The 19,913-nt window shown below is 67.7% G+C and carries 17 protein-coding genes; 12 read left to right on the top strand and 5 right to left on the bottom strand.

Features of this window, described 5'->3' with window-relative positions; all coding sequences use genetic code 11:
- The first annotated feature begins 12 nt into the window (after positions 1–12).
- From QWJ38_RS06980 to QWJ38_RS06940, 9 genes are all read left to right on the top strand, one after another.
- Positions 13–1,110, top strand: coding sequence for a DUF2169 family type VI secretion system accessory protein (locus QWJ38_RS06980; RefSeq protein ID WP_290358339.1), 1,098 nt, complete (start codon positions 13–15; stop codon positions 1,108–1,110).
- Positions 1,110–2,141 (top strand): hypothetical protein, encoded by a 1,032-nt coding sequence (locus QWJ38_RS06975; protein WP_290358338.1) that lies wholly within the window; start codon positions 1,110–1,112, stop codon positions 2,139–2,141. The genes QWJ38_RS06980 and QWJ38_RS06975 overlap by 1 nt, the downstream gene beginning before the upstream one ends.
- A complete protein-coding gene (locus QWJ38_RS06970; protein WP_290358337.1) occupies positions 2,134–2,550 on the top strand; it encodes a DUF4150 domain-containing protein in 417 nt (138 codons plus the stop codon). The genes QWJ38_RS06975 and QWJ38_RS06970 overlap by 8 nt, the downstream gene beginning before the upstream one ends.
- Positions 2,547–3,065, top strand: a complete 519-nt coding sequence (locus QWJ38_RS06965; protein ID WP_290358336.1) for an HNH/endonuclease VII fold toxin-2 domain-containing protein — start codon at positions 2,547–2,549, stop codon at positions 3,063–3,065. The genes QWJ38_RS06970 and QWJ38_RS06965 overlap by 4 nt, the downstream gene beginning before the upstream one ends.
- 17 nt (positions 3,066–3,082) lie before the next feature.
- Positions 3,083–4,000, top strand: a complete 918-nt coding sequence (locus QWJ38_RS06960) for a beta propeller repeat protein (RefSeq protein WP_290358335.1) — start codon at positions 3,083–3,085, stop codon at positions 3,998–4,000.
- Between the two features lie 8 nt (positions 4,001–4,008).
- Entirely contained in the window at positions 4,009–4,182 is a 174-nt protein-coding gene (locus QWJ38_RS06955) for a hypothetical protein (RefSeq protein ID WP_290358334.1), read from the top strand.
- A gap of 416 nt (positions 4,183–4,598) precedes the next feature.
- On the top strand, positions 4,599–6,335 hold the full coding sequence (locus tag QWJ38_RS06950; RefSeq protein WP_290358333.1) for a protein kinase domain-containing protein: 1,737 nt from the start codon (positions 4,599–4,601) through the stop codon (positions 6,333–6,335).
- Positions 6,336–6,396: 61 nt separating this feature from the next.
- Positions 6,397–7,413: a polysaccharide deacetylase family protein gene (locus QWJ38_RS06945; protein ID WP_290358332.1), complete on the top strand. Its 1,017-nt coding sequence runs from the start codon at positions 6,397–6,399 to the stop codon at positions 7,411–7,413.
- Entirely contained in the window at positions 7,410–8,273 is an 864-nt protein-coding gene (locus QWJ38_RS06940) for a tetratricopeptide repeat protein (RefSeq protein ID WP_290358331.1), read from the top strand. The genes QWJ38_RS06945 and QWJ38_RS06940 overlap by 4 nt, the downstream gene beginning before the upstream one ends.
- A 15-nt stretch (positions 8,274–8,288) precedes the next feature.
- Here the strand turns inward: QWJ38_RS06940 and QWJ38_RS06935 are convergent, their stop codons facing one another.
- Positions 8,289–8,960, bottom strand: coding sequence for a LysM peptidoglycan-binding domain-containing protein (locus QWJ38_RS06935; protein WP_290358330.1), 672 nt, complete (start codon positions 8,958–8,960; stop codon positions 8,289–8,291).
- Between the two features lie 383 nt (positions 8,961–9,343).
- Here QWJ38_RS06935 and QWJ38_RS06930 point away from each other — a divergent pair, with 383 nt between their 5' ends.
- The 3 genes from QWJ38_RS06930 to QWJ38_RS06920 all read left to right on the top strand — a co-directional run bounded on the left by QWJ38_RS06930 (position 9,344) and on the right by QWJ38_RS06920 (position 12,996).
- On the top strand, positions 9,344–10,624 hold the full coding sequence (locus QWJ38_RS06930; RefSeq protein ID WP_290358329.1) for a TIGR02270 family protein: 1,281 nt from the start codon (positions 9,344–9,346) through the stop codon (positions 10,622–10,624).
- Between the two features lie 76 nt (positions 10,625–10,700).
- A complete protein-coding gene (gene tagH / locus QWJ38_RS06925; protein WP_290358328.1) occupies positions 10,701–12,212 on the top strand; it encodes a type VI secretion system-associated FHA domain protein TagH in 1,512 nt (503 codons plus the stop codon).
- Between the two features lie 10 nt (positions 12,213–12,222).
- Positions 12,223–12,996 (top strand): PP2C family protein-serine/threonine phosphatase, encoded by a 774-nt coding sequence (locus QWJ38_RS06920; protein ID WP_290358327.1) that lies wholly within the window; start codon positions 12,223–12,225, stop codon positions 12,994–12,996.
- Here the strand turns inward: QWJ38_RS06920 and tagF are convergent.
- From tagF to tssK, 4 genes are read right to left on the bottom strand one after another with little or no spacing between them, the layout of a single operon-like run.
- On the bottom strand, positions 12,993–13,634 hold the full coding sequence (tagF, locus tag QWJ38_RS06915; protein ID WP_290358326.1) for a type VI secretion system-associated protein TagF: 642 nt from the start codon (positions 13,632–13,634) through the stop codon (positions 12,993–12,995). The genes QWJ38_RS06920 and tagF overlap by 4 nt on opposite strands.
- A gap of 10 nt (positions 13,635–13,644) precedes the next feature.
- On the bottom strand, positions 13,645–17,220 hold the full coding sequence (gene tssM / locus QWJ38_RS06910) for a type VI secretion system membrane subunit TssM (RefSeq protein WP_290358325.1): 3,576 nt from the start codon (positions 17,218–17,220) through the stop codon (positions 13,645–13,647).
- Positions 17,217–18,557 carry a DotU family type VI secretion system protein gene (locus tag QWJ38_RS06905; RefSeq protein ID WP_290358324.1) on the bottom strand — a complete coding sequence of 447 codons (1,341 nt, stop codon included), beginning with the start codon at positions 18,555–18,557 and terminating at the stop codon, positions 17,217–17,219. The genes tssM and QWJ38_RS06905 overlap by 4 nt, the downstream gene beginning before the upstream one ends.
- A gap of 18 nt (positions 18,558–18,575) precedes the next feature.
- Entirely contained in the window at positions 18,576–19,910 is a 1,335-nt protein-coding gene (gene tssK / locus QWJ38_RS06900) for a type VI secretion system baseplate subunit TssK (RefSeq protein WP_290358323.1), read from the bottom strand.
- Between the last annotated feature and the right edge of the window lie 3 nt (positions 19,911–19,913).

Below are 19,913 nucleotides of genomic sequence, written 5' to 3'. Positions count from 1 at the left end.
TCGTCCCGCACCGTGGAACTCATCAACGCCACCCGGATGGCCGCCGACTGCACCGTGGGCCTGGAGCCGAGCGGGCGCGAGTTGCTGGTTGTCGTCATAAAAGGCACCTTCGCGCTTCCGCGTGGCAATGAGGAAGTGAAGCTGCACGCCGAGCAGGTGCCGCTCACGATCGCCGACATCTTCTCCGGCAACCCCGGCACGAGCGCGCCGCGCTACGAATCCGACTTCGCATACCGCAAGGCCTCATGCGACGTCCTGTTGATCGGCAGCGCCTACGCCCCCGGCGGCCGCGCTGTCACGCGCGCACGGGTAGGGCTCAGCGTCGGTCCGATGAGCAAGAGCTTCGAGGCGGTCGGCAATCGTGTCTGGCAGGCTGGCGTCACGGGCATCCGCCCATCGTCGCCGCAGCCGTTCACGAGACTGACAATCGGCTACGACGTCGCGTTCGGCGGCACGGACACGCCGGATGAAGAGGGCTTGCCGCCGAGCGTGTATCTGCCGAACCCGGTCGGACGCGGATACTTCAAGCATCTGAAGAATGCGTACCTCGACGGCAAGCCGCTGCCCAACACGGAGCAGACAGGGGTACCGGTGAACTGGCCGGCCGGCAGGTACGAGCCGATGGCGTTCGGTCCGATCGGACGTGGCTGGCCGCAGCGCGTGGCGTTCGCCGGCACCTACGACCAGCATTGGCGCGACGAGGTGTTCCCTTTCCTGCCAGCGGACTTCGACATCCGCTACTTCCAGTTCGCGCCCGCGGATCAGCAGGTGCCGCTGTCGCGCGCCGACATGACAGTCACCCTGACCAACCTTACCGAGGACGGCTTGCGCCGATTCGTGCTGCCGCGTTTCGAGGCACCGGTACACGTGTTCCCCGTTCGCGGTGAGCGCGAGGACCACGTTGGCACGCTCGACACCATCGTCATCGAACCCGACCAGGAACGCTTCACGATGACCTGGCGGATGACACGGCCGCTCAAGCGCAGCCTGTTCGAGATTTCGCAGGTGATGGTCGGCCGCAAGGGACCCGTGTGGTGGCGTGAGCAGGACGGCTTGCCCTTCCCCGTGCCCATTCGCGTGTTGCCGATGCCGGCCGCGGCGCAGGCGTGATGCACCGGGCACCACTAGCTATCGAGGGCTCTGGCATGGTGACCAGTGTCGGCATGAGCGCCGCCGCCACCTGCGCCGCGATTCGCGCCGGCGTGCAGGGGGTCACCGAGACTCAGTTTACCGACGGCAACGGCGAGCTGATACGTGCGGCGCAGGTGCAGCTCGCGCGTCCGTGGCGCGGCGTACCGAAGCTGCTCGCGATGATGGCGAGCGCAGCGCACGAGTGCCTAGTCGGCGCACCGATGACCCGCGGCGTGCCTATCGTCTGTTGCGTAGCCGATCCCGATCAGGGCGGCCCGTTCGCCGATCTCGCGGAACAGGCGGTTTCCGGGCTAAGCGAGCGCCTCGGCATCCGGTTCGACGAGAACCACTCGGCGGTCATCGCCGGCGGCCGCACAGGCCTCGGGCTGGCTCTCGTGCACGCGCACCACATGCTCTACGACGGTGGGGTCGACCGCGTGCTCATCGTCGCCGGCGACAGCCTCGTGACGCGGGACACCTTGTCGTCGCTCGAGGATGCCGACCGCCTGCTGGCGGGCGACAACCTCAACGGATTTATCCCCGGCGAGGCCGCCGCCGCGGTGATGCTGTCGCGCCCAGGCGCGGGTACCGTGCTCGTTTGTAGCGCCATCGCGCAAGCGTCGGAATCGGCAACGATCGTCTCGGACGAGCCGCTGCGCGCGGACGGGCTCGTCGCGGCCATCCGCTCAGCTCTCACGGACGCGACGATCGAGCCGGGCGCCATCGACCTACGCCTGACCGACTTGTCGGGCGAGCACTACTACTTCCGCGAGGCGGCGCTCGCGCTCAGCCGCATTGTCAAGGCGACCAACAAGGAACTGCCGTTGTGGCATCCGGCCGACTGCGTCGGCCAAGTGGGCGCCGCGATCGGGCCGATCGTGCTGGGTGTCGCACTCGCAGCGGTACGCAAGCGCTACGCGCCGGGGCCGAACGTCTTGGTCCATCTCAGCGAAGACGCCGGCAGCCGCGTCGCGCTGGTCCTACAAAGTACCGCGCCGCGCCATGGCTAACAACGTCTTCGCCAACGGACGCGAAATTTCCTGCAAGGCGGCAGACAGTAAGTCGCCCTGCGCCTTTCCCGACGTGTGCCTAACGCCGCCGCCGCCGCCCGCCGGGCCGCTGCCGATTCCCTATCCGAACACCGGTATGGCCTCAAACACGAGCGACGGATCGTCGTCGGTGAAGATCGGCGGACAGGAGGCCATGTTGCGCGACAAGTCGTACTTCAAGGAAAGCATGGGCGACGAGGCCGCCACGAAGGCGCAGGGCATGGGTGTCGTCTCGCACAACATACAGGGCAAGTGTTACTTCGTCAGCTGGTCCATGGACGTGAAGATCGAGGGCGCCAACGTCGTGCGTCACATGGACATGACGACTCACAACCACATGTCGCCGAAACCTGGCAATACGCCGCCATGATGCACTTCGGAAAGCAGAAGACGACACAGCTCAAGTGCAAGGGCGTCGACGTCCAGCTTCAGCTCGTACCGTACAGCCCCGGCTGTCCGGGCACCCAAACACCGCACCACCTCATCCCCGACCGCTGCACCACCGGCATGCCCGGCTACAGCCACGGCAAAGCGCCGTGCATCTGCGTCCAGGGCAAGAACCAGCACACGGGCAGCCACCGCGGCTGCCACCGCATCTTCGACCCAGTGGAGCGGTACCACCAGAAACCGAAGAAGTTCACCTATGCGAAGGCGCGCGACGCCGCGGCAAAATCAGCGGGCGGCGGGCGAACGCCGCCGAAGAAGCTGACGAAAAAGGAGCTCGAGTGCGTGAAGGCGCAGCTCGACGAGTACTACAAGAAGGCCCAGCCCGACGGTCCCGGCCTGAAGGACAACAGCGGGGTCACCGCCTCAGGCGCGCCCGGCAAGGTGAATGAGCTGTGGCCGGCCGTGCAGGCCAGCGCCGGGCAGGTTCCCGTACCTTGACTAGGAGAAAAAGCACGATGGCTTACAGGAAAGCGACAGCGCTGTACTTCACGACGGTCTGCGCCTACCCTGGCGATATGGCCGCATTGGGCGGCCACCTCCAAAGCGAGGACTCAGACCCGATCGGCACACGATTCATGCTGATAAATCAGGGTGCCTGGGGCTTCCTGTTCGATATCCGCGAGGTGATCTACGCAATGGTGCTGCGCACGCCGACCGGTGAGAAGCGCCGGCTGTGCATACTGGGGCGCGACGGCCTGTACCGCGAGTACCCTTCAGGCGGTTCGCCGATCGACATCCCGATCAAGCCAACGGAAGCAGGCTACCTGGAAGACCTAGCCGTCGTCGGTGACGAAGTCTATGCCTGCGGCGCGCAAGGGCAGGTCTACCGACTCAATGGCGGTACATGGAAGGCGATCGATCGCGGTTTGCGCATTCCCTTCGATGGCGACGACGTGAAGCGGTTGCTGCTGTCGATCTCGGGCTTCTCGACCAACGACGTCTACACGTGCGGCTTCGAAGGCGAGATCTGGCACTGGGACGGGAAAAAGTGGCGCGAGCTCGATTCGCCGACCAACTTCCCGCTGAACTGCGTGCTCTGTGCGAGCGACGGGCGGACCTATTTCTGCGGCGCGAACGGTACGCTGCTCGCGCTCGAAGCGGATGGCACGTGGACCGACTTGGCCCGCGGCAAGCTCGGAAAGATCAGCATGTGGGACATGGCGCAGTTCAAGGGCCTCATCCATGTAGCCGCCGGTAGCAGTGTGCTCGCCATCAACGGGGCCGCGGTGCAGAAGCTGCCCACGCCCTCCGAAGGCAAGCTCGATGCGATGGCGCTGGCCGCGTCGGACGACAAGCTGTGGTGCGTCGGCGGCGACGACGTGTTCAGCTTCGACGGGAAGGCGTGGACACGTCACGTCTGCCCGGAGAACTGAGAAGCTGCATGCCGGCCTTCGAGCCCCGCCTGCTGTTCGCCGTGCTCGGTGCGGTGTTCCTGCTGCTGGGCGCCGTCCGGTCCTTGCGTGCCGGCGCGGTGTCGCCACAGGGCCGAACTTGGCTGTTGCTCGGCCTCATCTTCGGCGTGATGGCATCCTGGCTGCACTGGCACGCCAGATGACTTTCTGGCATTGATCCGCGATCCCAACGTCAAAAGGCGCGCTTCGCGCTGCCAACCATCCATGGTGCCGCGCGGACGGGTATCGCAGCCGCCTACGCAACGTCGCGCGCTGCTACATCGATCAATTTCATTCTCATGATGCCCAACCTCACGGTGACTTTCGTTCATTGATCGCAGCGTCCGGCAGGCTGAGCATTGCGACGTGAACTGTCGAGGCCTCCACCACCATGCCAGAAGCCCAAGGCCATCCGAAGCACAGCGATGAAGCAGCAAGCCTTGCTGCCACGACCGGTGCGGGCAGCCCGCCAGCTGATGCGCTGGACGGGGACGCAACGCGCGTGATTTCGTCATCAGAGGCAGCCACGCAGCTGCTCACCGCACGCAGTGCCTCCACACCCTTGCCACGGCAAGCAGACATGACGGGTCGAGACCCCGTCACCGAGACCTTGCCCGGCCACGTCTCCCCCGACGCCCCCGAATCCCGCCAGGTCGGCCGCTACCTGATCCAGGAGCGCCTCGGCCGCGGCGGCATGGCGACCGTGTTCAAGGCGCACGACCCCGGCATCGGCCGCGACGTCGCGATCAAGTTCCTGCATGCCTCGCTGTGCGAGGACGAGGAGTACCGCAGCCGCTTCCTGCGCGAGGCGCGCGCAGCCGGCTCGCTGTCGCATCCGAATATCGTCACCGTCCACGATGTCGGCGAGATCGAGGGCCGGCCGTATATGGCGATGGAGCTGCTGCAGGGCGAGCCGCTGGCCGATCTGATGGACGGCAAGGGCCGCAATGCCGCGCTGCCGCTGCGCGAGGTGCTCGTGATGGGCATGCAGCTGGCGCAGGCGCTGGACTACGCGCACCGCCACGGCATCGTGCACCGCGACATCAAGCCGGGCAATATCGCGCGGCTCAAGGGCGGCGACACGATCAAGGTGATGGACTTCGGCATCGCCCACATGGACCCGGCGCCGGGCAGCGGCGCCGAGCAACGCACCCGCGTCGGCGACGTGCTCGGCACGCCCCAGTACATGTCGCCCGAGCAGACCCAGGGCCGGCTGCTCGACGGCCGCTCCGACCTGTTCTCGACCGGCATCCTGCTCTACCAGATGCTGACCGGCCAGCGGCCGTTCGAGGGCGACAGCGTGGTGGCGGTGGCGATGAAGATCGTGCAGGAGGAGCCGCCACCGATCGAGCAGCGCCGCCCTGACGTGCCGCCGGCGCTGCGCCGCATCGTCGAACGCTGCCTGGCCAAGGACCCGGCACGGCGCTTTTCCACCGGCCAGGCCCTGGCACAGGCGCTGGCCGGCGTGCTGGCCGAGATCGACGAGGCCGCGCGCGACAAGGATCGCCAGCGCATCGTGCCGCTGCGCGTGCGCTGGGCTGCGCTGATGGCGCTGATTGTGGCGATCGTGATGGCGGTGGCGGCCGGCGTGATCACGCAGCGCCAGCAGGCGGCACTGATGCGGCAGATCAGCGACAACGGCGCCGCGCTGGCGCGCTTCATCGCGGCGCAGAACGCCGTGGCGGCGTTGGAGGAGGAATGGCCGTCAGTCGAGGCGGCAGTGGCCGAGATCATGAAGACCGGCGACTTCCACAGCATCGTTGTGAGCGATCGGGCCGGCATGGTACGCGCCGCGGCCGATCCGGCGCAGCTGGGCCAACCGTACAAGCCGCCGCAGGCCGAGGGCCTCGCCGGCCGCGAGGACGGGGTGCGCATGTCGCGCTACAGCGAGCGTGACGAGGCGCTGCTGGGCTTCGACGCACCGATCACCTTCCAGGGCAAGAACGTGGGCCATGTGGCGCTGGCGCTGCCCGAGCGGCCGCTGCAGCAAGTGGCGCGGCTTTCGCGGGGCCTGATGGCGGCGCTGGTGCTGGTGACGGTGCTGGCGGTCGCGCTGGCGATGTACCTGCTGGCCGGTCATTTCGCCCGCCCGATCAGGAAGATCGGCGACGCGCTGGACCAGATCGCCCGCGGCAATCTGGATCACCGCATCGCCGAGCCACGCAAGGATGAGTTCGGCCTGCTGTTCGCGGCCTTCGACCGCATGGCGCAGGCGCTGCAGCAGACTCAAGGCGCGGCCCAGGCAGCGCCGGCACCTGCTCCGCCGAACATTGCGCTGAACATCCCGACGGCGGAGCCGTCGGACCGCGCTGACTGAGGCCCGCGCAATGGATGGGCCGGCCAAGCCGACCTCTGCAGTGCGGCAGCTCCGGCCAGGCTTGACGGCGCTGTTCGGCGCGCTGCTGCTGCTCGCCGCCTGCAGCACACCGCCGGGGCCGGCGCCTGTGCCGCCCGCGCCGCCTTCTACAGCACCCGCGCCGCGCAGCGGCGAACTGCTCGGGCAGAGCGAACGCTTCGTCGTTTATCTGCCGGGCCCCGAAGACAGCCTGCGCGGTCTTGCCGAGCGCTTTCTCGGCAGCGCCGAGCGCGAGTGGGAGATCGGCGACTTCAATGCCATCTCCCGCGCGCAAGCCGGCCAGCCCCTGGCCATCCCGCTGCAGCCGCTGAACCGCCTGGGCGTACACGCCGACCATTACCAGACCGTGCCCATCCTCTGCTACCACCGCTTCGGCGGCACCGGCGGCAAGATGAGCGTCACGCCGGCGAACTTCGCCGCCCAGCTCGACTGGCTGGCGCGCAACGGCTACCACGTGATCCGCCTGTCCCAGCTGGTCGATTTCCTCGCCGGCCGACAGGCGCTGCCGCGTCGCTCGGTCGTCATCACGATCGACGACGGCTACGAGTCGGTGCACCGTTATGCGCTGCCGCTGCTGCGCAAGCATGGTTTCCCGGCCACGCTGTTCGTCTACACCGACTTCATCGGCGCCGGCGATGCGCTCAGCTGGGCCCAGTTGCAGGAGCTGGCCGAGTCGGGCCTGGTGGATGTGCAGGCCCACTCGAAGACCCACCGCAATCTGATCGAGCGCGATGCCGAGGCCAGCGAGCCCCGCTACCGCCAGGAGCTCGAATCCGAAGTACGCGTTCCACGCGAGCTGCTGCAGCGCCATCTGCCGGTGCGTGTGCGGCATTTCGCCTATCCGTTCGGCGACGCCAACGAGCTGGTGCTGGAACTGCTGGAACGCCAGCAGTACGAGCTGGCGGTAACCGTCCACCCCGGCGGCAACGCGTTCTTCGCCCAGCCCCTGATGCTGCGTCGGACCATGATCTTCGGCGACCACGATCTCGACGCCTTCAAGGCCAAGCTGCAGATCGGACGCAGCCACGGACAACCATGAAAGGCCATGAACCGTGGCTCGCGCCGCAGCCGGCATCGCGACTGGCGCTCTGTCTCGCGCTGTTGACCGGCTGCGCCGGCCAGCGGCCACCGTCGTTTGAACCGTCGCCGGCGCCGATGCAAAAGGCCGGTCCGCCGGCCGCCGCGCTGGCCTATGAACAGCGGCTGCGCGCGCGTGCGACCGAGCAGCAGGCCCAGGGGCAGCTCGCCGAAGCCGCCATCAGCTGGGAAATCCTTACGGTGCTGCGCAGTGACCGGCCCGAGTATGCAGAGCGCCTCGCAGAGCTCCGGCAGCAGATCGATGGCGCGCTGAGTCAGTCGCTGCAACGCGCCACCCAGCTGCAGCGGCGCGGCGAACTCGAGGCCGCTGCCGGCCAGTATCTGCAGGTGCTAGCGCTGCAGCCCGATCATGCGCAGGCCGCTGCCGCGCTGCGCGCGATTGAGCGCGAGCGCAACCGACGCGGGCTGCTGGGCCGCCCGGCGCGATTGACGCTGACCCGCAGCGCAAGCTCGGCCGCTGAGATGAGCCTGCCGCGTAACGCCGTTCCGCCGGATCGCAACGAGCTCGAGCATGCCGCGGTGCTGGCGGCCCAGGGAGAACTCGACGATGCGATCGCCTTGCTCGAACGCCGCTTTGCGCGCGATCGTCGCGACACCGCCGCCTGTCAACAGCTGGCGGATCTGCACCTGCAGCGTGCCGAGGTGCTACTGCCCAAGAACCAAGCGGCAGCCGTCGCAGCGCTGGACCGCAGTTTGGTGCTCGATGGCGGAAACCTCGTCGCCCAGGCCAGGCTTTTACAGATCAAGGGCAAAAGCAGGACGCTACTCGCCGGACCGGGCATCTGTCCGCGATCGCGCTAGCGCAGCCACCAGCGATCAGAGCTTCTTGACCTTTTCCTTCAGGTTCAACGCGCGCTGACGCTCTGACCTGGCAGTGTCGTTGGCAGGGTCCAGTTCCAGGACCTGCTCCCACGCGCGGATCGCGCCGTCCAGATCCTGCTTGGCAAAGGCGGTGCGCGCGTTCAGCGACAAGCGCTGCACCATCTGACGACGCAGTTCCTCAGCCTTGGCCTCCGCACCGGCTTGACCGAGACTCGCCGCCTTGCGGTATTCCGTATAGGCCTGCTGCGGCTTGCCGGCACGCTCCGCCGCCTCGGCGGCGCGCATTGCACGCTCGCCAGCACCAGAATCCGGAGCGGTCGCGGACGTAGTGGCTGGCGCTGCAGGAGCCGCTGCCACAGGCGCAGGAGCGGCCGGCGACGCAGGCGGAGGTGCCTTGCCAGGAATGCGAATCACCTGGCCACCAGCCAATTGGCGCGGCACGCTGATGTTGTTGTAGCGTGCCAGGATGTAGAAGGCGTAGATATCTCCGAGGAAGCGACCGGCAATGGAGGACATCGTGTCGTTGGGTCGCACCGTATAGCTGAATGACTCGCGGCCCAGCGCGGCAACTGGATCGACGGTGATCTGACGCATCAGGCTTTGCGCCAGCTTGTTGGCAGGATCGGCGGACAAGGCCCGTTGCAGTTCTGCCTTGGCCTGCTCCATTTGCCCCGATTCCAGCAGTCCGACCGCAGTCATTGCAATCTTGCCGGCCTGCTGCTGCGAGGCCGGGCTGGCCGGCGCGGGTGCGGGGGGGGGACTCGGAGGAGGCTCTGGGATCTCGGTAACAGCCGCTGGCACCGACGGCGGTGCGGGCGGTGGCCGTGTTGGGGCTTGGGCGCAAGCGGCGAGCAACAGCGCCAAGCCATAGCAGGACCGCGGCCGCTGCCCGGGCGGCACGGTAGGCATTTCTGGATGAGTCATCGCAGGCATGCGTGAATGCGCCTCGCACAAGATCGATGTCGGAAAGTGTCCCTCAGACGCAGGACTAAGGTGCGTGACTTTCGTTTATTGCCGGGGCCAGTCGGTGCCGGGCATCGTCACAGACGATGAAGCCGCCCTTTGAACGCCCGCCAATACCCGTTGTCGTCCATCAACATGCGGAGGAAAGCGCCATGCTCCGGCATATCCGCTCGGTGCTGGCGCGCGCACCGCATGTGCGCTTGCGCCACCTGGCACGGCTGGACGAGCGCATCGCCGCACACCTGGACGGCCTGGCAGTGGCCGGCAGCTACGGAACGCGGCTTTGCACCGAAGCCTTGGAGCGCCCGGGCGCCGGCGAGGTGTTTGCGCTGGCGGTGCGTCTGATCGATGAGCGCGACGAAACGGCGCTGCAGCGACTGATTGCCATCGCCGCGGCGCTGCCTGACGCCCGGCGCGGCTTGCTGTCGGCCTTGGGCTGGGTCAGCGCGCCATCGCTGAGAGGCCTGGTGCGCACCTTGCTCGGAGGCGATGCGGTGCGACGAGAGCTGGCCATCGGGGCTTGCCGGCTGCATGCCGTCGACCCGGGCCCGCCCTTGCTCGCAGCGCTTGGCGAAGACATGCCCGCGCTGCGCGTCGCGGCGCTGCGTGCGGCCGGCGCGCTGGGCCGACGGGATCTGCTGCAATATGCAGGCGCGATCCTGGCTGAAGCACACGAAGATCCCGCGCTCGCCTTCAGGGCCGCCGAATGTGCCTGTCTGCTGGGCGGCCGCGGGGCGGCCGAGGCCACGCTCGAGTCGCTGGCGATTGGTGAAGGCCCCGAGCAAGCCCCGGCGGAACGCCTGCTGCTGCTGACGATCGATTTCGCACGCGGTAGGGAATTTGTTCGGCGCATCGCGCACGCGCAGGAACCGCACGCCGTGCTGCGGCGGCGCGTGATCGGCGCTACCGCGCTGCTGGGAGACGCCACCGCGGTGCCCTGGCTGATCGAGCAGATGGCCGACGAGGTGCTTGCCCGCAAGGCGGGCGAGGCCTTCACGCTGATCACCGGCGCCGATCTCGCCGACCTGGACCTGGAGCGCAAACCGCCTGCCGATCTGCAGTCGGGGCCCAACGATGATCCCGACGACGCGAACGTCGCGCTTGATGATGACGAAAGCCTGCCCTGGCCCGACCCGGAGCGCGTTCGGCGCTGGTGGCAAACGCACTCGGCCGGCCTCCCAACGGGAATTCGCTGCTTCATGGGTGCAACCGCCACCATGGCCCACTGCCAACACGTGCTGCGAGAGGGCACACAGCGCCAGCGCAGCGTCGCCGCGCAACTGATCTGCCTGCTCGAGCCGGGACGCTCGCTCTTTCCCATCGCCGCGCCAGCCTGGCGCCAGCAACGGCTCTTGAAGCCGCAGTGACTTTCGTTCATTGCCGAATCTTCAAGCCCCAGCGAATATGCCTGCGCCACCCATCCCGATACAGACCAACGCGCCCATGGCCCTGACCCTGCGTGCCGTCTCCCTCAACGACCGGCCGTTGACGCAGCCGATCACCGCACGCTTCGATCAGCAAGGCGGGACCATCGGCCGCGCCGATCACAACACGCTGGCCTTGCCGGACCCCGAACGGCATATCTCACGCCAGCAGGCAGAGATCAAGGTCGGCCGCAGCGGCTACGTGATTCGCAACATCGGCAGCGCCAACCCCATCCTCGTGCGCAATCACGCGCTGGCACAGGGAGAGTCCGCGCCGCTGATGCACAGCGACCAGGTGCGCATCGGCGGCTACCTGCTGGAAGTGGTCGACGACGCTCTCGCTGCTGCGGACACGACCGCCACGGTCCATGACCTGCCCTCGCTCCCCGCTCGGGGCGCCAATTCCGGAGGTGGCACGGTCCCAGTGCCGCTGGGAGATCTCGGAACACCGCTGTCCCGCAGCAACCCTTTCGCCGAGTTGCTCAGCCCATCCGCAGCAACAAGCGCCTATGAGGACGAGGGAACGTCGCGCCTGCCTGACGACTACGACCCTTTCGCAGCCGCAGCACCGGCTGCACCGTCAAAAACGCCAGCACGAGCCGACTTACCATTGCCCGGTTCAGAGACGCCCGTCTCGATCGATGCCTTGTTCGATCTCCGGTCGAGCGGCGGCAGAGACCGTTTGGCCGATTTTCTCGGCGATGGGGCGATGGCCAAGGCTGCGCCGCCCTTGCCCACCGATCCGCTCGCGCTTTTCGGGGGCGCAGCGCCGAGCACCGCGCCCGCCGAACTGCCGCCCGACGATGTGCCGGAATTGCACGCGGCCTTCAGCCCACCAAAGCCTCTGACGATGACGGCTCCCGGGCCGGCATCGGGCCCGGATCCGGAGGCCGCGACGCCGGAGCCCACGCCATCGTTCGACGCGGGCAATGCAGCAGAGCTCTGGGAGGCCTTCTGCGCCGGCACCGGCGTGCGGCTGCCTGCGGAGCAGCTATCGCCGGCCCTGATGCACTCTGTCGGGCAGCTTCTTCGCGCGGCCACCGCCGGCACTTTGCAGCTGATGGCGGTTCGCGCCAGCACGCGGTCGGAGCTGCATGCACAGGTGACAATGATCCAGGCCCAGAACAACAACCCGCTGAAGTTCGCGCCGGACGCAGAGTCCGCGCTGGAACAACTGTTGCAGCCACCGAGGCGCGGCTTCATGGCCGGCGCCCAGGCGATGGACGATGCGATGCACGATCTGCTGGGTCACTCGATCGGCACGATGGCCGGCATGCGTGCCGCCCTGGAGGGCGTCCTTGGCCGTTTCGCCCCGACCGAACTGGAGGCCAAGCTGACCGGCAAGTCGGTGCTGGACAGCCTGCTGCCGATGAACCGCCGGGCAAGACTGTGGGAGCTCTATCTCCAGCACTACTTGGCGATCCGCGACGACGCGCAAGAGGATTTCCACACCTTGTTCGGCAAGGCCTTCCTGGCGGCTTACCAGCAGCAACTCGAGCGCCTGCGACCCCGCGCCGAAACACCGCGCTGACGGGGCCACGATGCTCAACATCTCGGCCACGGGGCGCAGCGAGCTCGGCAGCCGCGAGCACAACGAGGATCGCATCTGCCTGAGCCGTGAAGGCCCGACCTGGGCCCTGGTGCTGGCCGATGGCGCCGGCGGACATCGCGGGGGCGCGACGGCGGCCCTCTATGCGGTCGATGAGATCGAGCAGGCGCTGCTCGCGCAGGGTCGCGAATTCGGCGCCGCCGCATTGACGCACGCGGTGCTTGCCGCCCACGCGCGGCTACACCATGAGCAGGAACGCGACGTCGCATTGTGCGAGATGCACACGACGGTGGTCGTACTGTGGATTGACGCGAGCCGTGACCTTGCGTTGTGGTCGCATGTCGGAGACTCGCGCCTGTACCGGGTGCGCCAGGGGCTGCTGCGAAGGCTGACCAACGATGACAGCGTGGTGCAGGGCTTGCTGGATGCGGGTCTGCTCACACCGCAGCAGGCGGATGCCCACCCCCACCGCAACCATCTGTTGGCCGCATTAGGCAAGTCCGGCGATGTCGTTCCGCACACATTGGCTCAGCCAACACAACTGCAGGACGAAGACGTCTATCTGCTGTGCAGCGACGGGTGGTGGGGTTCACTCGACGACGCCGGGATAGTTGAAACGCTCGGAGAGGCCGCATCTCCGGAGGAGTGGCTCGACGCGATGCAGCAACGAATTGAGCATGTCGGCGCGGCACAGCAAGACAACTTCAGCGCCATCGCCGTCTGGGTCGGTGACCGCGGTGACGTCACCCGGCCGCAACGCGACTAGGCTTGGGCGCCCAGCAGCGCCGCAAAGCATGCGCCGTCCGGCAGCCCCTGCACGATGTCGAATAGCACTGCTGCACGATCACCGCCGGTCCGCCACCATAGAGAGTGGCCGCTCAAGCGGGCGGCCAGTTCGCCGGCGGCAACGCCCGGCAACCATCGGGCAAGCCCAGCATCCGATGCGATTGCGTTTCGACCCATCACCGGCATGGCGGGCCACGGCGGAGCCTCTTCCAAGGCCAGCTCCAACGCCGCGACAGAGCCATCGTCGTGGAGCGTCTGCAGGGCCGCCTGACTCAGCTGCGCAAACCAAGCGTCCAGATGTTCGAGTCCGGCAGCGTCGGCCGGTGGGGCCGGACGCGGCTGCGCGATCAGGAGCGGGTAGTAGCGTCCGACCCGGTCGCAGCTGCACATCAACACGCCGAACCACCATTGGCCATCGACGATACCCGGGGCCCAAGCGAAGCGCAGTATCGGAGCGCTGAGATAGACCTCCAACCAGCGTTCGCCCAGCCGAGCGCCGGCAACGCGCAGCGCCCCGGACAGCCAGGCGTCGCAGGCATTGATCCAGTGGGGCGGCAGGCGCCGGCTCGCGAAATCTCCCAGCGCAAGCAGCTTGCCGTACCAGCCTGGCGCCTCCATGCCCGTTGCCTCACAGCCCCGCGGGGCAGGTGAATTCGCTCAGCTCGCGCAGTCGGAATGGATTGCGAACGCTGCTCGCGACGACCTCGAAGACGGCCTTCCGGCCGTCAACATCGAAGGTGGCGCGGAAGCGCTCGGGCGAACCGCCGGCTTCGATCTGCACGCGGTCGAACAGCCGGAACAGCGCCCACGGGCCGTCGTAAACCATGCCGGAGGCGCCAGAGCCCAGCGGCGGGCTCAGTTGCACGCGCACCTGCGAGCTGCCGCGCGGGCCCGGCCACTGCACCGTTGCGGGGATTTGCGGTCCGTGGTCGTAGCGCACGATCTGGCCGTCCACGTCGAGGATGAACTGCTTCAGCGAGGCATCCATCTCGACCGGCTTGAACTGCAGCCGCAGGGACGGCACGTTGCCGGCGGGGAACAGCGTCTCGCGGATCGCCTGTGCGCGCTGAAACTGCGGCAGCGTGCCCCCGTCGACACCCAGCGGACCCCCTTCGACCGCGCGGAAGCGCCAGGGCCGCGTGGTGGTGTCGACATAGGTCGCCAGCTTCTGCTGAAACAGCTGGTCGATCTTGCCGCCGGGCCCAAACAGCAGCGCGAAGTCGGCCTGGGTGACGTCGCGCGCCGAATTGCGATCCAGCGGATAGCGACCTGCAACCGCCTGCTGACAAAACTCGCCGACCTGCGAGCGCACCTCCATGCCCAGATTCTGGCGAACCATAATCTGCGAGACCTGCGCGCTGCTATTCGACAGGCTGTCCAACATCGCGCGCAGCGGCTCGGGCAAGCGTGCCGCCTCGGCCTTGAGCTTCAGCGGCACCGGCGATGGCGGCGGCGCCGAGCCACCCCTGACAGCAGTGTCCACGGCGTTGAGCATCATGTGCGCCTCGCCAATCAGCGCCAGCGTGTCGTCCATCGGCGCCTTGCCGCCCTCGGGTCCGCTCACCATGCGTCGCAAGCCGATGAAGCGGTCGTCCACCAGGCTCTCTATGCGCGGCCCCTTGGACTCGGTCTTCTTCGCCGTCACTGCTTCGGCGACCGCTTCGCGAGAGCGCCGCAGCATGTCGGTGGCGCGATCGGTAGTCTTCTCGACCAGGTTCTTGCCATCCGACGCCAGCAGGGTGGTTTCGCGGACCATCGCCCGCATCAAGGGCGGCAGCGGACTGTCGGGGGCGGACAGCAGCCGCGCCATCTGAATCGACTGCGCCAAGCTGGTCATTGGCTGCAGGCGCACATCCGCGACGAAGTCCTCCCAGGTCGTTGCGTATTCGTTCAGGTAGAGCCGGCGCACGTCGTCGAGTAGCGGTTCGTCGCCACGGAGTTCGACAGCCATGCCCTTCTGGTTCTCGGCGATGCCCAGCACCCAGGGCTGCTCCTTGGCCAGTTGCTGGGCCACCCGCGGTACCTCCTTCTGAAAGCCGCGGTGGTAGCCATCGTAGGAGAACAGGCCCGGCACGCCCTTGCCGTTCAACGGCGCACCGCTGGCGCGCACGAAAACGAGCGCCGCGTTGCTGCCGGCCGCGCGCGCAACGGTGAAGTCCGGAAACTCGTTGCCCAGGCCCTGGTGGCGCAGCCGGCGGTAGATGCGCTGCGGCAGACTCAGCGCGGCCAGGCGGTTGCGGTGGAACTCCACCAGCGCGCGGTCCGGCGCCAGGGGGGAGACCGCCGCGCCCTGCGTGAGCAGCGCATCCAGATGCTCGCTGAGCTGGGCCCGCCGCGGGCCGTCCAGGGAGCGGCCCAATTGCGCGTCCCAGTCGGCCTCGACATAGGCTTTCAGCGCCGCCGGCTCGAAGTGCTCGGCATCGTGCAGCATCAGATAGGCCTTCAAGGCCTCGTAGTCGCCGTCCGGCGCACTGCCGGCCTGGCGAAGCAGTTCTTCGACGCGCAGGCCCAGGCGCGGCAATACGGCGTCGACCAGCATGCGCTGGTAGGCAGCCCGCGCGGCGCTGTCGAGCTTGGGCCCTTGGTTCAGACCGAAGCCGAGCCGCCACGATTCGCCTTCGGTGCCGCCTGCCAGGCCCCGCGTGGCGGCCAAAGACGGCACCAGCGGCAGCAGGTCGGGCGAGGCGCGGTTGGGCGTCGTGCGCACCAGTTCGCGCACGCGTTCTACGTCCTGCGCGACCGCATCGACATAGCTGCGGTTGTGCAGGTAGCTGAGCGTCCAGGCCCCAAGCGTGCAAGCACCTAGTAGAACCAGTGCCGCAAAGCCGCCAGACACCAAGAGGCGCCGGCGCCGCTCCCACTGCAGGTTCGTGCCGGCCAGCCCACTCTCCGCCAGCACCACCTCGGTAACCAGCCGCGTAAGGAAGTAGCTGCGGCCGCTGGTCTGGTTCGGCGCGATCACGGCGCGCTCCAGTCGGTAACTGCGCGCGATGTTGCCAAGCACGCGGTCGATCGGCGTTCCCTCCTGGGTACCGCTGATGAAGTAGACGCCTCTGAGCAGCGGCTCCGCCTCGTAGGGCGATGGCGCGAACACCGACTCGAGGAATTCCTGCAGCAGTCCGCGAACGCCGGCAAATTGCCCTGGGAACCCATAGATGCGTGCGCGCCGCAGCAAGTCCGGCTCGGCCTGAAGGCGCTCGACCAAGCCGTCGACCAGACGCCGCTGCAGCGCATCGAACTCGAGGCCGAAACGCTGCTGACGCAGCGAACCCGCGTCCTCCACACCAAAGGTCATGCCCCAGGGCGCCGCCCGCTGCTCCTTGTCCAGCGTGGCGAAGTAGTCCATGAAACCGGCCAGCAAATCGGTCTTGGTGACGAGCAGATAGACCGGGAAGCGGATCGACAAGCCCTCATGCAGTTCCTGCAGGCGCTGCCGTACGGCCGCTGCGTAGAGGCGCCGTCCTTCGACGTCTCGCGCCAGCAGATCGGGCACCGACACCGTCACCAGCACACCGTTGAGCGCCTGGCGCGGTCGCGAGCGCCTGAGCAGCGCCAGGAAGCCGGCCCAGGTGCCGCTGTCGTTGTCGCGATCGCTATCCTGTGTGGTAAAGCGCCCGGCGGTGTCGATCAGCACCGCGCGGTCGGTGAACCACCAGTCGCAGTTGCGCGTGCCGCCCACGCCACGCACCGCCTGCGCATCGGCATTCGGCGAAAGCGGAAACTTCAACCCGCAGTTCTGCAGAGCCGTGGTCTTGCCGGAACCAGGGGCGCCAATGATCAGGTACCAAGGCAACTCGTAAAGATAGCGCCCCTGGAAGCGTGCCGACCAGCCCGCCAGCAAGCCGCCTGTACCGAAACGGGCGCGGCGCAGCGTTTGCAGCGCCTGATCGAAGCGCTGGCGCACCGCCTGCAGGTCCGCACTCTCCTGCGGTGCCGTCGGCCCGGTTGGTGCCGCCAGCAACTGCTGTACCACGGCCGCGTTGCCGCGACGCGCTCGCCATTGCCGCCAGGCAATGACAACGATCATCAACAGTGCCAGCGCGCCGATCGTGTTCCAACGGGCCGCCTCGGTCTCGAGCGGGCGGCGGTCTGCAACCGCGACGAGCGGTCCGATGATCCAAATCGACAGCGCCAGCGCCAGCAGCAGCGCGGCGGCCAGTACCCAGCGGTTGAACACCAGTCCCAGCAGCTTCTTCACCATCATGAGCCCGCCGGCTGACTGGCCGGCGCCTCGCTCCCGCGCCCGGCCACGAACAGCGTGATCTCCACGCGCCGGTTCTGCGCCCGGCCGGCGGCGCTGTCATTGCCCGCCACCGGCTCGGCATCGGCGCGCCCCTCCACGCGCAGCCGGTCGGCGCTCACCAGGCGCGCCACCAGCAGCTCACCAACGGTGCGGGCGCGTGCTTCCGAGAGGTGCCAGTTCGAGGGGAAACGCGCCGAGCGTGCGATCGGCTGGCTGTCGGTATGCCCTGTCACCAGCACACGCCCGCCGAGTTGGGCAAGAGCGTCGGCGATCCGGCCCATCAGCTCTTCCCGTTCGGAAAGCAGCGCAGCGCTGCCCGGCGCGAAAGCGCCATCGCCGCGGATCGTCACGACGCTGCGATCGACCTCGTCGCGCACCGAAACCAGCCCCGCCTTGATGTCGGACTGCAGGAACTGCGCGAGCCGTGGCTTCGGTGCCGCCTGCGGCGCTGCAACCAGCGGCGGGGTCAGCCGCAAGGCCTGGATCTGGGCGTAGACGGGGTCCGAGCGTGCACTCAACGAGAACGCCAGAGCCAGGTACGTCCCCATCAGCAGCAAGGCCATCAGCGCCGCGGCACCGGCCAGCGGCAGCCAGCTCGCCAAGCCTCGCGGAGGCGCCGGCTGGCCCTGCCAATGTTGAGCCAGCGCCGCCGCGTGGTCGCCGCGCTGGCGGCGGATGATCTGGGCCAGCTTGTCACGCACCGCCTCAAGTTGAGCACGGCCGTTCGGGATGACACGGTAGCGGCCCTCGAATCCAAGCACCAGCGCGCCGTAGATCAGTTCCAGCAGGTCAAGATTCTGCTCGGGATGCTCCGCCAGGTGTGCCATCAGCTGGAACACCTTCTCGCCGCCCTCGGTCTCGTTATGGAAGGCGGCCAGCAGGCTGTGCTGTCCCCACAGGCCCGAGCCGCCCCAGGGCGTATCGGCTGCAGCCTCGTCGAGCATCGTGCACAGCACATAGCGCGCAGCCATCACCCGCTCCGCGCTGATGCCCTGAGCTGCTGCACGCGCGGCGAAGTCGCGGATGCCTTGCGCCAGCGCATTGCGTAGCGCCGCCGGGTCGTCGACATGGCGGGTCGCGCGCAACTGTGGCGCCGCCATCAGCAGCCGGTTGGCCAGCGCGACCAGTGGATTCAGGCCCTCGTCCGGCGCAGCCTGCTCGGTAGGGCTGCCTTCGCCGCTGACAGCCGGCTCGGCCGAACGCGCAGCCGGATTGCGTCCGCCAGGGCTGGGCCGGATGAAGGTGCGCTGCTGGTCGTCCAGGTCAGCGAACGGGTCGTTGAGGGCGGAGGGGTCCATCTTCCGGTCCTCGCTCGATCATTGCCGGATCGCCCAGAGTTCGAGTTCGAGGCCGGGAAAGTCGGCCCCCACATGCAATGCGAGGCTTCCGCTGCGCTCGAGCTGCTTCCACAGTTCGCCACCCCGGTCGAGTTCGAAGTAATGGAAGCCGGCATGGAAGGGCAGCTGGCGCGGCGCGGTCGGCAGGGAGCGCAGGGCAACGCCGGGCAAGTGCAGGTTGACGAGATCACGCAGCCGCTCCGCCGGCCCCAGCTTCGACTGGGCAGGGAAGCGCGTACGCAGTTGCTCGGCCGGCATCTGCGCGTTGACCGCCAGCACGAAGCTGGCATGGCGGGCCAGTTCGGCGTCTGGGAACACCGCCATGCGAACCCCGTGGCTGCGATCGATCAATTCGATCTGTACCGCGTTGCGCTCCAGCACGGTGGAAAGCATGCGGCGCAGGTCGGCGACCACCGGCGCGAAGCAACTCCGCGGATCCTCGTGGTGGTACAGCGGGTACTCGGGTGGGTAGCGGTTATCGCTGGAAAATGTCGCCAGGTCACCGGCGAGTTGCAGACAGGCCAGGTAGAGCGTCAGCGGATGCGCGCTGGGGGCCTGCGCATACTGGCGGAACACCGGCTCCGCGCGGTTCAAAGCCTGCAGCATCAAGAAGTCAGCCATTTCGGACACACCATGGCTGAGTTGTCCCATGCGTCCAGCAAGGGCGTTGGCGCGCTGATGGATGAGCCCCTGTAGCAGGGTCGCCTGAGCGGACAGTTGCTGGCTCGCATCAATGCGGGTCTGCGGGGGAATGTAGTCGCGGTCCAACTCGAGCTGGCGGTCGCTGCGACGCTGGATCACGCGCGCCACCCCTAACAGTGCCTGACCAGGCCCGGTTTCCTTGGCACGCAGAAGGCGCAGCTCCAACGCGCCAGTCTGCACCGCTTCGGGCTCATCGGCGGCATTGGTGTGGTCGCGCAATTCTTCGTTGACGGCGCGCCAGCGCAGGGCCTCGCGCGCCGCCTCGTCGCCGAAGCAGACCTGTGTCACCCCTTCGCGCGCCAGCGCTACGGCCAAGTAGACCATTTCGTCCTTCAGGTCCACCGGTATCTCCAGCGGCGCCGGCTTGGCATCATGCTGCGGAATCGAGAACGGCGTGCCGTCCGGCAAGATCCCGCTGGCACGGCTCAGCCCCAGCTTGCCGGTTGACAACAGTCCCTCGTCCAGCGCCAGCTCAAAAAATCCCCAGCTATGCGGGCCGCCAGCGCGCAGCCGCATATCGACGAGCGACTCGAAATGCCTTGCCTCCTGCTGGAAATGATGGGGTAGCAGGAACATGCCCTGCGACCACAGTACCCTGCCCGCTGAGCTCATGGG

It is taken from the genome of Roseateles violae (assembly GCF_030410485.1).
GTDB lineage: Bacteria > Pseudomonadota > Gammaproteobacteria > Burkholderiales > Burkholderiaceae_C > Roseateles_D > Roseateles_D violae.
Note: the sequence above shows the minus strand (reverse complement) of the source record. Positions and strands in the feature narration are given on the sequence as shown.

Coding starts and splice junctions, on each gene's coding strand:
- QWJ38_RS06975 (WP_290358338.1), top strand. CDS start 1,110: ATGCACCGGGCACCACTAGCTATCGAGGGCTCTGGCATGGTGACCAGT.
- tssM (WP_290358325.1), bottom strand. CDS start 17,220: ATGATGGTGAAGAAGCTGCTGGGACTGGTGTTCAACCGCTGGGTACTG.
- tagF (WP_290358326.1), bottom strand. CDS start 13,634: ATGGAGGCGCCAGGCTGGTACGGCAAGCTGCTTGCGCTGGGAGATTTC.
- QWJ38_RS06970 (WP_290358337.1), top strand. CDS start 2,134: ATGGCTAACAACGTCTTCGCCAACGGACGCGAAATTTCCTGCAAGGCG.
- QWJ38_RS06935 (WP_290358330.1), bottom strand. CDS start 8,960: ATGGAGCAGGCCAAGGCAGAACTGCAACGGGCCTTGTCCGCCGATCCT.
- tssK (WP_290358323.1), bottom strand. CDS start 19,910: ATGAGCTCAGCGGGCAGGGTACTGTGGTCGCAGGGCATGTTCCTGCTA.
- QWJ38_RS06950 (WP_290358333.1), top strand. CDS start 4,599: ATGACGGGTCGAGACCCCGTCACCGAGACCTTGCCCGGCCACGTCTCC.
- QWJ38_RS06955 (WP_290358334.1), top strand. CDS start 4,009: ATGCCGGCCTTCGAGCCCCGCCTGCTGTTCGCCGTGCTCGGTGCGGTG.
- tagH (WP_290358328.1), top strand. CDS start 10,701: ATGGCCCTGACCCTGCGTGCCGTCTCCCTCAACGACCGGCCGTTGACG.
- QWJ38_RS06965 (WP_290358336.1), top strand. CDS start 2,547: ATGATGCACTTCGGAAAGCAGAAGACGACACAGCTCAAGTGCAAGGGC.
- QWJ38_RS06930 (WP_290358329.1), top strand. CDS start 9,344: ATGAAGCCGCCCTTTGAACGCCCGCCAATACCCGTTGTCGTCCATCAA.
- QWJ38_RS06940 (WP_290358331.1), top strand. CDS start 7,410: ATGAAAGGCCATGAACCGTGGCTCGCGCCGCAGCCGGCATCGCGACTG.
- QWJ38_RS06905 (WP_290358324.1), bottom strand. CDS start 18,557: ATGGACCCCTCCGCCCTCAACGACCCGTTCGCTGACCTGGACGACCAG.
- QWJ38_RS06920 (WP_290358327.1), top strand. CDS start 12,223: ATGCTCAACATCTCGGCCACGGGGCGCAGCGAGCTCGGCAGCCGCGAG.
- QWJ38_RS06960 (WP_290358335.1), top strand. CDS start 3,083: ATGGCTTACAGGAAAGCGACAGCGCTGTACTTCACGACGGTCTGCGCC.